General features: G+C 69.0%; 12 protein-coding genes. 11 read left to right on the top strand and 1 reads right to left on the bottom strand.

Annotated features, from left to right (window positions below; translation table 11 throughout):
* The first annotated feature begins 112 nt into the window (after positions 1-112).
* The 7 genes from apbC (at position 113) to QTI45_RS00270 (ending at position 9,729) form a co-directional block, all read left to right on the top strand.
* Positions 113-1,204 (top strand): iron-sulfur cluster carrier protein ApbC, encoded by a 1,092-nt coding sequence (gene apbC, locus QTI45_RS00240; protein ID WP_286369195.1) that lies wholly within the window; start codon positions 113-115, stop codon positions 1,202-1,204.
* Between the two features lie 6 nt (positions 1,205-1,210).
* A complete protein-coding gene (locus QTI45_RS00245) occupies positions 1,211-2,155 on the top strand; it encodes a LysR family transcriptional regulator (RefSeq protein ID WP_286369196.1) in 945 nt (314 codons plus the stop codon).
* 147 nt (positions 2,156-2,302) lie between these two features.
* On the top strand, positions 2,303-4,117 hold the full coding sequence (locus QTI45_RS00250; protein WP_286369197.1) for an NADH-ubiquinone oxidoreductase-F iron-sulfur binding region domain-containing protein: 1,815 nt from the start codon (positions 2,303-2,305) through the stop codon (positions 4,115-4,117).
* Positions 4,114-7,005 carry a formate dehydrogenase subunit alpha gene (gene fdhF, locus QTI45_RS00255; RefSeq protein WP_286369198.1) on the top strand — a complete coding sequence of 964 codons (2,892 nt, stop codon included), beginning with the start codon at positions 4,114-4,116 and terminating at the stop codon, positions 7,003-7,005. The genes QTI45_RS00250 and fdhF overlap by 4 nt, the downstream gene beginning before the upstream one ends.
* Positions 6,987-7,889 (top strand): LysR family transcriptional regulator, encoded by a 903-nt coding sequence (locus QTI45_RS00260; protein ID WP_286369199.1) that lies wholly within the window; start codon positions 6,987-6,989, stop codon positions 7,887-7,889. Before fdhF ends, QTI45_RS00260 begins: the two co-directional genes overlap by 19 nt.
* Before the next feature lie 84 nt (positions 7,890-7,973).
* Complete coding sequence (locus QTI45_RS00265; RefSeq protein ID WP_286653266.1) at positions 7,974-9,173, top strand: YncE family protein; 1,200 nt, start codon at positions 7,974-7,976, stop codon at positions 9,171-9,173.
* Between the two features lie 145 nt (positions 9,174-9,318).
* Positions 9,319-9,729, top strand: a complete 411-nt coding sequence (locus QTI45_RS00270; RefSeq protein WP_286369201.1) for an FHA domain-containing protein — start codon at positions 9,319-9,321, stop codon at positions 9,727-9,729.
* Between the two features lie 15 nt (positions 9,730-9,744).
* Here QTI45_RS00270 and QTI45_RS00275 read toward each other — a convergent pair whose 3' ends face one another.
* Entirely contained in the window at positions 9,745-10,302 is a 558-nt protein-coding gene (locus tag QTI45_RS00275; RefSeq protein ID WP_286369202.1) for a hypothetical protein, read from the bottom strand.
* 182 nt (positions 10,303-10,484) lie between these two features.
* Between QTI45_RS00275 and QTI45_RS00280 the strand changes: the two genes are divergently transcribed.
* Genes QTI45_RS00280 through QTI45_RS00295 form a run of 4 tightly spaced genes read left to right on the top strand, consistent with a single transcriptional unit; the run spans position 10,485 to position 14,310 of the window.
* Complete coding sequence (locus tag QTI45_RS00280; protein WP_286369203.1) at positions 10,485-11,069, top strand: DUF3305 domain-containing protein; 585 nt, start codon at positions 10,485-10,487, stop codon at positions 11,067-11,069.
* The gene (locus tag QTI45_RS00285) at positions 11,062-11,658 is read left to right on the top strand and encodes a DUF3306 domain-containing protein (protein ID WP_286369204.1); all 597 of its coding nucleotides are present in this window, start codon (positions 11,062-11,064) and stop codon (positions 11,656-11,658) included. The genes QTI45_RS00280 and QTI45_RS00285 overlap by 8 nt, the downstream gene beginning before the upstream one ends.
* Entirely contained in the window at positions 11,618-13,696 is a 2,079-nt protein-coding gene (locus QTI45_RS00290) for a 4Fe-4S dicluster domain-containing protein (protein WP_286369308.1), read from the top strand. Before QTI45_RS00285 ends, QTI45_RS00290 begins: the two co-directional genes overlap by 41 nt.
* Complete coding sequence (locus tag QTI45_RS00295; protein WP_286369205.1) at positions 13,693-14,310, top strand: TorD/DmsD family molecular chaperone; 618 nt, start codon at positions 13,693-13,695, stop codon at positions 14,308-14,310. Before QTI45_RS00290 ends, QTI45_RS00295 begins: the two co-directional genes overlap by 4 nt.
* The last annotated feature ends 38 nt before the right edge of the window (positions 14,311-14,348 follow it).

Consider the following 14,348-nt stretch of genomic DNA (forward strand, 5'->3'; position numbering starts at 1 on the left):
TACCCGCGTTGCTGCGACAGCCGCCGAATCGACCGCGCCGGTGGGGTCAAGGATGCACCGGCTTCGGCTTTTCGGGGGCCGCACTAGACTACCCGCCATTCAGGAGTGATCAATGGCAGTTACCCAAGAGGCGCTCGCGCAGGCGCTCAAATCCGTTCTCGACCCCAATACCGGCAAGGATTTCGTCAGCACCCGGGCGCTGAAGAACGTGCAGATCCACGAGGGCGAGGTGTCTTTCGACATCGAACTGGGCTATCCGGCCAAAAGCCAGATGCCGGCCCTGCGCCGCGCGCTGGTGGCCGCGGCCAAGACCGTGGCCGGGGTCGACAACGTGTCGGTCAACATGGCGACGAAGGTCATCAGCCATGCCGTGCAGCGCGGCGTGCAGCTGATGCCGAACGTCAAGAACATCATCGCCGTGGCCTCGGGCAAGGGCGGGGTCGGCAAGAGCACCACCGCGGCCAACCTGGCGCTGGCGCTGGCCGCCGAGGGGGCCAGCGTCGGGCTGCTCGACGCCGACATCTACGGCCCGAGCCAGCCCATGATGCTGGGCATCCAGGGCCGTCCCGAGAGCGAGGACGGCAAGACCATGGAGCCGCTGGAGAACCACGGCGTGCAGGTGATGTCGATCGGCTTCCTGGTCGATGCCGACGAAGCCATGATCTGGCGCGGCCCGATGGCGACCCAGGCGCTGGAGCAGCTGCTGCGGCAGACCAACTGGAAGGACCTGGATTACCTGATCGTCGACATGCCGCCGGGCACGGGCGATATCCAGCTCACGCTGTCGCAGCGGGTGCCGATGACCGGCGCGGTGATCGTCACGACGCCGCAGGACATCGCGCTGCTGGACGCCCGCAAGGGCATCAAGATGTTCGAGAAGGTGGGCGTGCCGATCCTCGGCATCGTCGAGAACATGGCGGTGCACGTGTGCTCGAACTGCGGCCACGTCGAGCACATCTTCGGCGCCGATGGCGGCCGCAAGATGGCCGAGCAATACCAGATGGACTACCTCGGAGCGCTGCCGCTGGACATCAACATCCGGCTGCAGGCCGACAGCGGCAAGCCGACCGTGGTGGCGGACCCGGACGGCGAAGTGGCCGGCATCTACAAGGCGGTGGCCCGGCGCGTGGCGGTCGGCATCGCAGAGAAAGCCAAGGATTTCTCGGCCAAGTTCCCGACCATCACGGTCTCGAAGAACACCTGAAGCCAGATGAACCTCCTGGCTTCGATGCGCTACCTCGTCGCGCTCGAGGAGCACCGCCATTTCGGCCGTGCCGCCCAGGCCTGCCACATCACGCAGCCGGCCTTGTCGAATGCGCTGCGCGCGCTCGAGACGGAGTTCGGCGTGGTGGTGGTCAAGCGCGGCCGCACCTATGCCGGGCTCACGCACGAAGGTGAGGCCGTGCTGGCGGCCGCGCACCGCATGCTGCGCGAGAACGAGCTGTTGCAGCAGCTCCTGAAGAGCGAGGAGGGGTATCCGCGCGGCAGCCTGCGCATGGCGGCCGTGCCCACCGCGATCCCGCTGCTCGCGCGCTTCGCAGCCCAGCTGCAGGCGCGCCATCCGGGCATCGCGCCGACGGTGCTGTCGATGAGTTCGCTCGAACTCGAGACCGGCCTCGAGAACCTGTCGCTCGACATCGCGCTCGGCTACACCGAGCGCATGCAGCCGCGGGAGGTCAAGCTCACGGCCTGGCCGCAGAGCATCGAGCACTACTTCCTGTTGCGCCGGGCCGAGGGCGGCGGCGCCGGGCCGCTGCGGATCGGGGAACCGATCGGCTGGGCCCAGGCGGCCGGGCTGCCGCTGTGCCTGCTGACGCCCGAGATGCACAACCGCTCGATCGTCGACCAGGCCTTCAAGGCGGCGGGCGCGGTGGTCGCGCCGGCCATCGAGACCAATTCGGTGCTGACCCTGGCGCTCAGCGTGCTGTCCGGGCAGGTCTGCGCGGTGCTGCCGGGCGCGATGGTGGACGCGGTCCGCGGCCAGGGCCAGCTCGAGGCGCTGCCGCTGGTTGGGCCCGAGGTGCGGACGCCGATCGGCTTCATGACGCAGACGGCGGTGCGGCCGTCGCGGGCGCTGGAGGCGGCGCTGGCGCTGCTCCAGAGCCCGGGTTGGCAGGCCGAAGTCGCGGCCCACAGCGGCGCCTTGCGCGGCTGACCCGGGAAGGCCGGCCGGTCCGGCGCTTCATTTCTTTATTGAATCACTCCATGTGAGGATTCAATTTGCCAAGCGCGCCGAAGCGACCGACAGTCGCCCAGGCTGCGGCTCCTCGCGGCCCGACACTTCCACGAGACAGCCGAGGCAATGAATTACCCAGGCACCCAGAACAAGATCGAGTCCATCCCGCTGGCCACGCCCGAGCAGCTGCGCGAGCGCATCCGCCGCAAGAGCCGGCTGAAGGGTCGTCAACCCGAGGAGAACGCACTGGCCGAGGTGCTCGCGCTGATCGGCCCGCGGCCGCTGGCGGGCTACCGGCGCGACCTGCTGATCGAGCAGCTGCACCGGATCAACGACGCCCACGGCTGCCTGCGCGAGCGGCACCTGGTGGCCCTGGCGGCCCTGACCGGCATCCCGATGGCCGAGGTGTACGAGGTCGCGACCTTCTATCACCACTTCGAGGTGGTGCACGGCGACGAGCAGGCGCCCGGGCTCACGGTGCGCGTCTGCGACGGCCTGGCCTGCGAACTGGCCGGCGCGTCCTCGCTGCGGGAGCGCCTGCCGGCGTTGCTGGGCCTGGCCGGACGCGCCGATGTGCGGGTGATCGCGGCGCCGTGCCTCGGCCGCTGCGAGCAGGCGCCGGCGGTAGCGGTCCACCAGCAGGCCGTGCCGCTGGCGACCGTCGACAAGGTGCTGCAGGCGCTGGCGTCGGGGCCCGATACGGCGGCGCGGCGCCCGGCCCATTTCGCACCCGCCGAACTGGCGGAACGGAGTCTTTCGCAGCCCGACCAGCCGTTCGAGGCACTGCCGCCCTTCGCCGACTACCGCACCTACCGGGCACATGGCGGCTACGCGCTGGCGGCGAGGCTCGTCAATGGCGAGGAAGATGCCGAGGCCGTGATCCGGGCCCTGGAGGATTCGGGCCTGCGCGGCCTTGGCGGTGCGGGCTTTCCGGCCGGGCGCAAGTGGCGCATCGTGCGCGACCAGCCCGCACCGCGCGTGATGGCGATCAACATCGACGAGGGCGAGCCCGGCACCTTCAAGGACCGCAGCTTCCTCGAACGCGACCCGCACCGCTTCCTCGAAGGCCTGCTGGTGGCGGCGCAGATCGTCGGCATCGATGCCTGCTACATCTATCTGCGCGACGAATACCACGACTGCCGGGCCTTGCTCGAGGCCGAACTCGCCGCGCTGCGTGCCGACCCGCCGTGCCCGCTGCCGACCATCGAGCTGCGCCGCGGTGCCGGCGCCTACATTTGCGGCGAGGAGTCCGCGATGATCGAGAGCATCGAGGGCAAGCGGGGCGAACCGCGGATGCGGCCGCCCTACATCGCGCAGGTCGGCCTGTTCGGCCGGCCGACGCTCGAGCACAACTTCGAGACGCTCTACTGGGTGCGCGACATCGTCGAGCGCGGCCCGCAGTGGTGGAGCGGCTTCGGCCGCCACGGCCGCAAGGGGCTGCGCAGCTTCAGCGTCAGCGGGCGAGTGAAGCATCCGGGCGTCAAGCTGGCGCCCGCGGGCATCACGGTGCGCGAACTGATCGACGAATACTGCGGCGGCATGCTCGACGGCCACACGCTGCACGCCTACCTGCCGGGTGGCGCTTCGGGCGGCATCCTGCCCGCGCACATGGACGACATCCCGCTCGACTTCGACACCCTGCAGCCGCACGGCGCCTTCATCGGCTCGGCCGCCGTGATGGTGCTGAGCCAGCACGACCGGGCGCGCGACGCGGCGCTCAACGTGATGCGCTTCTTCGCCCACGAGAGCTGCGGCCAGTGCACGCCGTGCCGCGTCGGCACCACCAAGGCGGCCGCCCTGATGCAGGCCGCCACCTGGGACAACGCGACGCTCGAGGACCTGGCCCAGGTGATGGGCGATGCGTCGATCTGCGGCCTCGGGCAGGCGGCGCCGAACCCGATCCGCAGCATCCAGAAGTACTTCCCGCAGGAAATCCAATGAACGCACCGGCGAAGCTTTCCGAACTGATGCCGCAGACCGTCGCGTTCACGCTCGACGGCCGAGCCGTCGAGGCCTTCGAGGGCGAGACCATCTTCAAGGCGGCCGAGAGGCACGGCGTCGAGATCCCGCACCTGTGCTACACCGACGGCCTGCGCCCCGACGGCAACTGCCGCGCCTGCGTGGTCGAGATCGACGGCGAGCGCACCCTGGCGCCGAGCTGCTGCCGCAGCGTGACGGCTGGCATGAAGGTGCAGGCGGCCAGCGAGCGCGCCCGCAAGAGCCAGAAGATGGTGGTCGAGATGCTGCTGTCCGACATGCCCGAGCAGGGCTACAAATGGATCGGCGACGACGCTTCCCGCCCGCATGGCGAGTTGAGCGAGTGGGCGGCCCGGCTCGACGTCGCCGTGCGCCCCGAGCTCAAGGCGCTACGCCGCGAACAGCCCTCGGCCGACGTCTCGCACCCCGCGATGGCGGTCAATCTCGATGCCTGCATCCAGTGCAACCGCTGCGTGCGCGCCTGCCGCGAAGAGCAGGTCAACGATGTGATCGGCTATGCGATGCGCGGCGAGCACTCGAAGATCGTCTTCGACCTCGACGACCCGATGGGCGAGAGCACCTGCGTGGCCTGCGGCGAATGCGTGCAGGCCTGCCCGACCGGCGCGCTGATGCCCAAGAGCCACGTCGGCTCGCAGCAGGTCGACCGCAAGGTCGATTCGGTGTGCCCCTTCTGCGGCGTCGGCTGCCTGCTCACCTACAACGTCAAGGACGAGAAGATCGTCAGCGTCGACGGCCGCGACGGGCCGGCCAACCATGGCCGGCTGTGCGTCAAGGGCCGCTTCGGCTTCGACTATGCGCACCACCCGCAGCGCCTGACCAAGCCGCTGATCCGCAAGCCCGGCTTTCCGAAGGACTTCGACCAGGCGCCGCGCCCGGGGGACTGGAGCGAGGCCTTCCGCGAGGCGAGCTGGGAAGAGGCGCTGGCGTTGACGGCAGGCAAGCTCAAGGACCTGCGCGACACGCACGGCAAGAAGTCGCTGGCCGGCTTCGGCTCCGCCAAGGGCAGCAACGAGGAAGCCTATCTGTTCCAGAAGCTGGTGCGCACCGGCTTCGGCAGCAACAACGTCGACCACTGCACGCGCCTGTGCCATGCGTCGAGCGTCGCGGCGCTGCTGGAAGGCGTTGGCTCCGGCGCGGTGAGCAACCCGGTCAACGACGTCGAGCACGCCGAACTGATCTTCATCATCGGCTCCAACCCGACCGCGAACCACCCGGTGGCCGCGACCTGGATGAAGAATGCCGCCAAGCGCGGTGCCAAGATCGTGCTGGCCGACCCCCGCCGCACCGACATCAGCCGGCATGCCTGGCGCACGCTGCAGTTCAAGGCCGACACCGATGTCGCGATGCTCAATGCGCTGATCCACGCGGTGATCGACGAGGGCCTGGTGGACGAGGCCTTCATCCGCGACCGCGCCAGCAATTTCGAGGCCCTGCGCGAGAACGTGAAGGGCTACAGCCCCGAGGCGATGGCGCCGATCTGCGGCGTGCCCGCGGAGACGCTGCGCGAGGTGGCGCGCGCCTTCGCCAGCGCCAAGGGCGCGATGGTGCTGTGGGGCATGGGCGTCAGCCAGCACGTGCACGGCACCGACAACGCGCGCTGCCTGATCGCGCTGGTCACGGTCACGGGCCAGATCGGCAAGCCGGGCTCGGGCCTGCATCCGCTGCGCGGCCAGAACAACGTGCAAGGCGCCAGCGATGCGGGGCTGATCCCGATGATGTTCCCCAACTACCAGCGCGTGGACAACGCCGGCGCGCACGCCTGGTTCGAGAACTTCTGGGGTGTGCCGCTCGACGAGAAGCCGGGCTACACGGTGGTCGAGATCATGCACAAGGCGCTGGCGCCCGACGACGATCCGCACAAGGTCCGCGGCATGTACATCATGGGCGAGAACCCGGCCATGAGCGACCCCGACCTGAACCATGCGCGGCATGCGCTGGCGAGCCTCGAGCATCTCGTGGTGCAGGACATCTTCATGACCGAGACCGCCTGGCTGGCCGATGTCGTGCTGCCGGCCAGCGCCTGGCCCGAGAAGACCGGCACCGTGAGCAATACCGACCGCATGGTGCAGCTCGGCCAGCGGGCGCTGAACCCGCCCGGCGACGCGAAGCCGGATCTCTGGATCATCCAGCAGATCGCTCAGCGCATGGGCCTCGACTGGCGCTACGAAGGCGAGGAGTCCGGGGTCGCCGCGGTCTACGAGGAGATGCGCCAGGCCATGCACGCAGCGATCAGCGGCATCAGCTGGGAGCGCCTGCAGCGCGAGTCGAGCGTGACCTATCCCTGCCTCGATGCCGACGATCCGGGCCAGCCGATCGTCTTCATCGACAACTTCCCGACCGCCGACGGCCGCGTGAAGCTGGTGCCGGCCGACATCATTCCGGCCGCCGAGCGGCCCGATGCCGACTATCCCTTCGTGCTGATCACCGGGCGCCAGCTCGAGCACTGGCACACCGGCAGCATGACGCGCCGCGCCAGCGTTCTCGATGCGATCGAGCCGATGGCCACGGCCTCGATGTGCCAGGGCGACCTGCAGTCGCTGGGCCTGGAGGCGGGCGACGTGATCACGATCCGCTCGCGACGGGGCGAGGTCGCGATCCACGTGCGGCGCGACGACGGCACGCCCGCAGGTGCGGTGTTCGTGCCGTTCGCGTACTACGAGGCGGCCGCCAACCTGATGACCAACGCGGCGCTCGATCCCTTCGGCAAGATCCCGGAGTTCAAGTACTGCGCGGTGCAGATCCGGCGCGGTGGCGCGCCGGTGGCGGCGGCCGGCTACGGCAGCGGTGCGACAGGCGACAATGCGCGCCTGCCATGGACAGTCTCGACCTGATCAGAACCTTCCGCGAGGTCGCCTCGCACGGCAGCTTCTCGCGCGCCGCCACCAAGCTCGACGTCTCCAAGGCGACGGTGAGCAAGTACATCGCTGAGCTCGAGACGCGGCTCGGCGTGCGGCTGCTCAACCGCTCGACGCGCGCGGTCAGCCTGACCGATGCCGGCGCGCTGCTGCTCGAACGCAGCAAGCCGATGATGGAGATGTTCGAGCTGACCCAGGCCGAGGTCCAGGAACACGCGAACCATCCCACCGGACGGCTTCGCATCTCGGCGCCGCTGGGCTCGGGGCAGGGCGACCTGCCCAAGCTGCTCGGCCAGTTCATGGGCCACTATCCCGACGTCTGCGTCAGCCTGCAGTTGACCAACCGTCCGATCGACATGGCGGAGGATGCGATCGACCTGGCGCTGCATTTCGGCCCGATCGAGGACGAGAACCTGATCGTGCGCAAGCTGGCGCGCCGCGATCTGGTGGTGTGCGCCTCGCCGCTCTACTGGAAGAAGCACGGCAAGCCGGCCCATCCGCGCGAGCTGGCCGGCCATGACGCGCTGACCCAGTCGCGCCTGGGCTCGCATCCGGCATGGCGCTTTGAGGTCGACGGCCAGCCCTTCGATGTCGAGGTCAGGAGCCGCATGGATGCGACCGAGGCGGCCCCGCTGATCGAGATCGCGCTGCAGGGCTTCGGCGTGATCTACATGCCCGAGATGCTGGTGCAGCCGCACGTCGACCACGGCGAACTGGTGCCGGTGCTGCAGGACTACGTGCGCAGCGACATGTGGCTGTCGGCCGCCTACCTGCAGCGGCGCCACAACAGCGCCGCCCTGCGGGCCCTGCTCGACTTCCTCGAGTCGCGCTTCGGCGGGCGGGGCAAGACCAGGGGCTGAGGGCGGCGCTTGCCCTCTGCCGCGCGCGGCTTCCGGCCGCTAGGATGTGCCTGCTTCGGAAACTCGACAACAAGGAGACATCCCATGCGCATCCGCCCTCGATTCCCTCTCGCCCTGGCCGTGCTTTGCGGCATCGCCGTGCTGTCCGGCTGTGCCGGGCCTCAGTCTGCGCCGGGCCAGCGCCAGTTGATGCTGGTCGCCAACGACGAGAAGCAATCGTGGAACGACGCCGGCGCGGTGCAGCTCGGCGCGCCCGGGCGCGACAGCGTCCAGGTGCTGGACATCGGCAGCGACCCGCTCGCGCCGCGCGTGGTCGGCACGCTGGCGATGGACAACACGATCGCGGGCCCGCCGACCAACCTCGCGATCACGGCCGACGAGAAGCTCGCCCTGGTCGCCAACTCGGTCAACGTGGTCGAGGAGAACGGCGTGCGCAGGCAGGTGCCCGACAACCGCCTGTTCGTGATCGACCTCACGGCCACTCCGCCGAAGCTGATCGATACCCTCGCGGTCGGCAAGCAGCCCTCGGGCCTGTCGATCAACCGTGCCGGCACCCTGGCGCTGGTCGCCAATCGGGCCGACAACTCCATCAGCGTGCTGCGCATCGCGGGCCAGAAGGTGACGCTGATCGACACCGTGGCGATCGGCGAGTCGGTCGCGCACGTGCGCTTCACCCCGGATGGCCGCTGGGCGCTCGCGGCCAAGTTCCCGAACCACAAGATCGCGCTGCTCGATGTCGACGGCGAGAAGGTCAGCTACAACAAGGTCGACCTCGCGGCCGGGCTCTGGCCCTACAACGTCGACGTCACGCCCGACGGCAAGCTGGCGCTGACCTCCGACAACGGCAACTCGGGCGCGTCCGACGGCCAAGTCGACACCGTCAGCGTGATCGACCTGGAGGCCTCGCCGCCGCGCGTCATCGACAAGGTGGTGGTCGGCGACGGGCCCGAAGGGCTGGCGGTCAGCCCGACCGGCAAGCTGGCGGTCGCGGTGCTGCTGCGCGGCAGCAATGCGGCCAAGAACGCCTACTTCTACAACCGCAACGGCTCGGTCGTGGCGCTGCGGATCGACGGCAAGAAGGTCACGCGCAGCAACGAGGTCGTGGTGCGCGGCCTGCCCGAAGGCGCGGTCTTCAGTGCCGACGGCAAGTACCTCTACGTCGGCAATTTCATCGACCAGGACATCTCGATCCTGCGCGTCGAGGGCGACACGCTGGTCGACACCGGCAAGACCTTCCGCCTGGCCGGGCATCCGGCGGCGATGCGGGGCCGCGTCACCCATTGAAGGCGGGCGGGCGAAACCGGCCCGTATGCCAACAGTTGCCACCCCTGAAACGAACAGGAATGGATTAACCCTTCTGTTTCCTACTTTCGAAGGGAGCCTCGGATCCTAAGCTTCATGCCAGTCCAATGAACTACAGGAACGGGGTATGGCAAGACTGATCATCCTGGCTCGCAACAGCAGCGTGCGGCAGGTCAACATCGCAGGTCCGATCACGACCATCGGGCGGTCCGGCAGCAACAGCGTGTGCATCGACAGCCAGCGCGTGAGCCGGCACCACGCCGCCATCGAGTGGACCGGCGACAGCTACCTGCTGACCGACATGGGCAGCCGCAACGGCACCTACGTCAATAACCAGAAAGTCAGGGCACACGCCCTGGCCAATGGCGACGCGATCACGGTCGGCGATTGCCAGCTTCGCTTTCTCTACAGCCGCATGCTGCCGCCAATCGATGCGCTGCGGCTCATGACCCGGCCGGGCGAGCTGCTGGAAGTGGACGGGCAGATGGCGCGCAGCGCCGTCCGGCGCCTGCCCGAACGCCGCGTGTTCGCGCGCTGAGCGCGGGAACACGGCTCAGGCGTAGTGGGCGGCTGCCGGCCGGCTGTGCGATGCCGGGGCCAGCGCGGACATGGGCGTGGACATGGGCGTGGGCGCCTGGGCCGGCACGGCGCTGCGCTGGCGGCGCTCCGCAATCAGCCGCGCGGTCAGTTGCGCAGCCATTTCGAGCTTCTTGAGGTCGCGTGCCTCCAGCGCCGGATCGGGATTGAAGCTGAAAGAGTAGAAGGTGCCGTAGATCGCGCCATTGGCCAGCACCACCGGCGCACTCAGGTAGCAGCCCGCGGGCACCTGGGCGCGCAGCACCTGCTTGCAGAAAGCCAGCTCCAGCGGCTCGGCCTGCTCGTCGATGAACTGCGCGCGCTCCGAGGGTTGCCGGCGGTGCGAGACCTGGCGGCCGTCGGCGAATTCGCAAGCGAAGGCGGCCTCCATGCCGTGCTGGTCGCGCAGCAGCCTGAGCACCTGGTGCACGGACGGGTCGAGCAGCGGGTCGCTCATGTCCGGGGTCGCCATCAGGAGTTCGGACACGGTCACCTCGAGGGCCTCGAGTTCGTGATGGTGTTCGTAGTAGCTCATGCGGGTCTCCGGTGGAATGAGTCCATTGAAGCGCAGAAAACCGGCATTTCTCAAAAATGAGAACTAAGGTTTCCTTTTTGTGCGGACCTTTGTCACGAAATGCGGCCGCGGCGTGCTTCCGAGGCCGAAGCTGCAAACACGCGACGGCTGTGGGTGCTCCGGCATCGGCTATCGTCGCCCGCATGGCGAACCCTGAAACCAACGCTGCCCCGAACCTGCCGACGCTCGACGTCGCGGTCGTGATGCGGCGCGAACGGCTTCACGGCCCATCGAGCCATTGGCAGCCCTGGCGCTGGACGCTCGATTCGGTGGTTCCGGACGAACCCGGCTTCGGCACCGCGCCGCGGCTGTTGCGCGACGACCAGGGCGAGCAGAGCTGGCTGCATCCGGGCTTCAAGGTCGAGCTGTTCCGCGACGAGGCCGAGGGCTACCACCTCAACGCGACCACGCCGGCGCCGTGCTGGTTCGTGCTCTGGCGCATGGAGGAGGAAGCGACCCTGGGCCCGGAGCCGATCCCCCGCCCGGTGGTCGTGACGCTGAGCTACTACGAGGCCGGCCGCTGGCTCGACGCGCAGGAGATCGTCGAACAGGTGCCGGCGCCCGCCGAGGTGCTCGATTGGCTGCGGGCCTTCGTCCAGGAGCACTACGTGGTCGAACCCAAGAAGCGCAAGCGGCCCGAGAGCTTCCGGCCGCTGGTCGACCGCTTCGGCAACGCGGCGAGCGTCTCCACTGAGAAGAAACGGGGCAGGGGGGCCGGTGATGTCTGACGGTTTTTTCGATCGCTGGTCCAGGCGTAAACAGCAGGTACGTGCCGGAGGCGAGGTGCCCGCGGAGCCGGCGCTGAAGGCCGAGCCCGAACTGCCCGAACTGCACGAGGTCGCTGCGACGCCCGAATCGGTGCCTGCACCGCCCGCCGAGGCACCACCGCCGCTCACCTTGGCCGACGCCGAGGCGCTCGGCATCGATTCGGACTTCAAGCCCTTCGTTGCCGAGGGGGTGGCGCCGGAGGTCAAGAACGCCGCCTTCCGCAAGCTCTTTGCCGATCCGCACTTCAATGTGATGGACGGGCTCGACATCTACATCGACGACTACGCCAAGCCCTCGCCCCTGCCCGACAGCGTGCTGCGCCAGATGGCGAGCGCGAAGTTTTTGAAGCTCTTCGAGGAAGACCCCCAAGAAACTCCCGTGAACGATGGATTGGCCGACGTGGCACAGTCCGATCCAGGAGACCTCCCCAGCCCGCCGGTTGCCGATGCGCAACCAGCCAGCCAACCGACCGATGACCACCACGCTGATCTGCGACTGCAACCAGACGATGCCCCTCGAGCCGAAGACGCTCGGGACCGCACTGGCTGAAACCCTTCCCCTTCATTCCGCCCTGTGCCGCCGCGAGGCGGCTTCCTTCCAGCGTGCCATCCAGTCCGGCGACGAGGTGGTCGTGGCCTGCACCCAGGAGAAGCGCCTGTTCGGCGAACTGGCCGAGCAGACGCCAGCCGCCACGTCGCCAATCCATTTCGTCAACATCCGCGAAACCGGCGGCTGGAGCCGCGACGCCCGCAGCGCGATGCCGAAGATCGCGGCGCTGCTGGCGGCCGCCCGCCTGCCCGAGCCGGACCCGGTCGCCACGGTGAGCTATGCGAGCCAGGGCCGGCTGCTGATCATCGGCGCCCTCGACGAGGCCGAGAGGGCGGCCGCGCTGGTCGGCGACAGCCTCGAGGTCGCGATCCTCTCCCAGGGCCCGGGTGCGCTCGGCGGCGCCCAGGAGCGGCGCTGGCCGGTGCTCGCCGGCCGCCTCGAGTCGCTGGCCGGCTGGCTCGGCGCCTTCGAGCTGCGATGGACGCGAGACAACCCCATCGACCTCGACCTGTGCACGCGCTGCAACGCCTGCGTCGCGGCCTGTCCCGAGCAGGCCATCGGGCTCGACTACCAGATCGACCTCGGCAAGTGCAGCGGCCATCGCGACTGCGAGCGGGCCTGCAGCGTGGCCGGCGCGATCCGCTTCGACCGGACCCCGGAGCGCCTCGAGGGTGCCTTCGACCTGGTGCTCGACCTCGGGGCCGCGCCGGCCATCGACTGGCACGCGCCGCCGCAGGGCTACTTCCACGTGCCCGGCGGGCTGGCGCACGCCAGCGGCCTGCAGACGCTGCTGCGGTTGCGCGACATGGTGGGCGAATTCGAGAAGCCGAAGTTCTTCGACTACAAGCAGAAGCTCTGCGCCCACAGCCGCAACGAGGTGGTCGGCTGCAATGCCTGCATCGAGGTCTGCTCGGCGCACGCGGTCTCCAGCGACAAGGAGCGCCAGCGCATCGTCGTCAATCCGAACCTCTGTGTCGGCTGCGGCGCCTGCACCACCGTGTGCCCGACCGGCGCGCTCGGCTACACCTATCCGCGCGCGCCGCACCAGGGCCTGAAGCTGCGCACGCTGCTGTCCACCTATGCGGCGGCGGGCGGCCGCGACGCCGCGCTGCTGCTGCACAGCCAGGAGGGCGGCCAGGCGCTGGTCGAGCAACTGGGCCGCCAGGCCCAGCTCGGCCGTGCCCATGGCGTGCCGGCCCACGTGATCCCGGTCGGACTGTTCCATGCGGCCAGCACCGGCATCGACCTCTGGCTCTCGGCCGTGGCCTTCGGTGCGTCGCAGGTGCTGGTGCTGGCGACCGGCGAGGAGGCGCCGGGCTACCGGGCAGCGCTCGCCACCCAGATGGAGATCGCCCAGGCGCTGCTGCGTGGGCTGGGTTATGCGGGCACGCACTTCCGCCTGATCGAGGCCAGCTCGCCGGCGGCGCTCGACGCCGCGCTGGCGGGCCTGCGCGAGACCCGCCAGCAGGTGCCCGGCCAGCCGGCCCGCTTCGCGGTCGGTGCCGAGAAGCGCAGCACGCTCGAACTCGCGCTCGACCATCTCATGGATGAAGCGCCGGCGCTGCGAGCCCCGGCCGGCGAGCCGCTGGCGATCCCGCTGCCGACGGGTGCGCCATTCGGCGCCATCGCGGTGAACAAGGACAGCTGCACCCTGTGCCTGGCATGCGTCAGCGCCTGTCCCGCCGGCGCGCTGCAGGACAACGCGAATGCGCCTCAGCTGCGCTTCATCGAGAAGAACTGCGTGCAGTGCGGCCTGTGCGAAACCACCTGTCCTGAAAACGCGATCTCGCTGGTGCCGCGGCTGCTCGCGGCGCCCGAGCGCAAGCAGCCGGTGGTTCTGAACGAGGCCAAGCCCTGGGCCTGCATCCGCTGCAGCAAGCCCTTCGGCACGCAGAAGGCGATCGAGGCGATGCTCGGCAAGCTGGCCGGCCACGCGATGTTCCAGGGCGAGGCGCTGGAGCGCCTCAAGATGTGCAGCGACTGCCGGGTCATCGACCTGTACAGCGCATCGAACGAAATGAAGATCACGCCGCTATGAATACGCGCATCCCCGTCACTTCCGCGCTCGACGAAGAGGTTGCCCGGGCCGAGCTCTACGGCCTGCTGGCCCGCCTCTGGTATGCGGCGCCAGATGCCGAACTGCTCGAAGCCTTCCAGGTCGCGCCGACCGAGGCGCCGGCTGCCGGCGCTTTTCTCGAGGAGCCCTGGCGGCAGCTGGTCGGTGCCGCGCGCAGCACCGCCCTGGCCGAGCTGCGAACCGAATACGACGCCCTGTTCGGCGGCATCGGCAAGCCCGAGGTCTACCTGTTCGGCTCGCACTACCTGAGCGGATTCCTCAACGACAAGCCGCTGGCCCAGTTGCGCAACGACCTCGACCGCCTCGGGCTGGCGCGAGACGCGTCGGTGTCCGAGTCCGAAGACCACGTGGCCTGCCTGTTCGAGGTCATGCGCTACCTGATCGCCGGCGACGACGTGGAAGTTGCCAATCTCACGCAACAAAAAGCATTCTTTGCTACACATCTGCAGCCCTGGCTGCCGGCGATGTGCGACGCCGTGGCGGCGCACCCCCGGGCCGGCTTCTATGCCGCGCTGGCCGGGCTGACCCTGGCGTTTTCGGAAGTGGAGACGCAGGGTTTCGACATGTCGCACTGAGACCGAGGGATATTTCGGATCGCATTCGCCTACGTCTC

This window comes from Variovorax saccharolyticus (genome assembly GCF_030316765.1).
GTDB lineage: Bacteria > Pseudomonadota > Gammaproteobacteria > Burkholderiales > Burkholderiaceae_C > Variovorax > Variovorax saccharolyticus.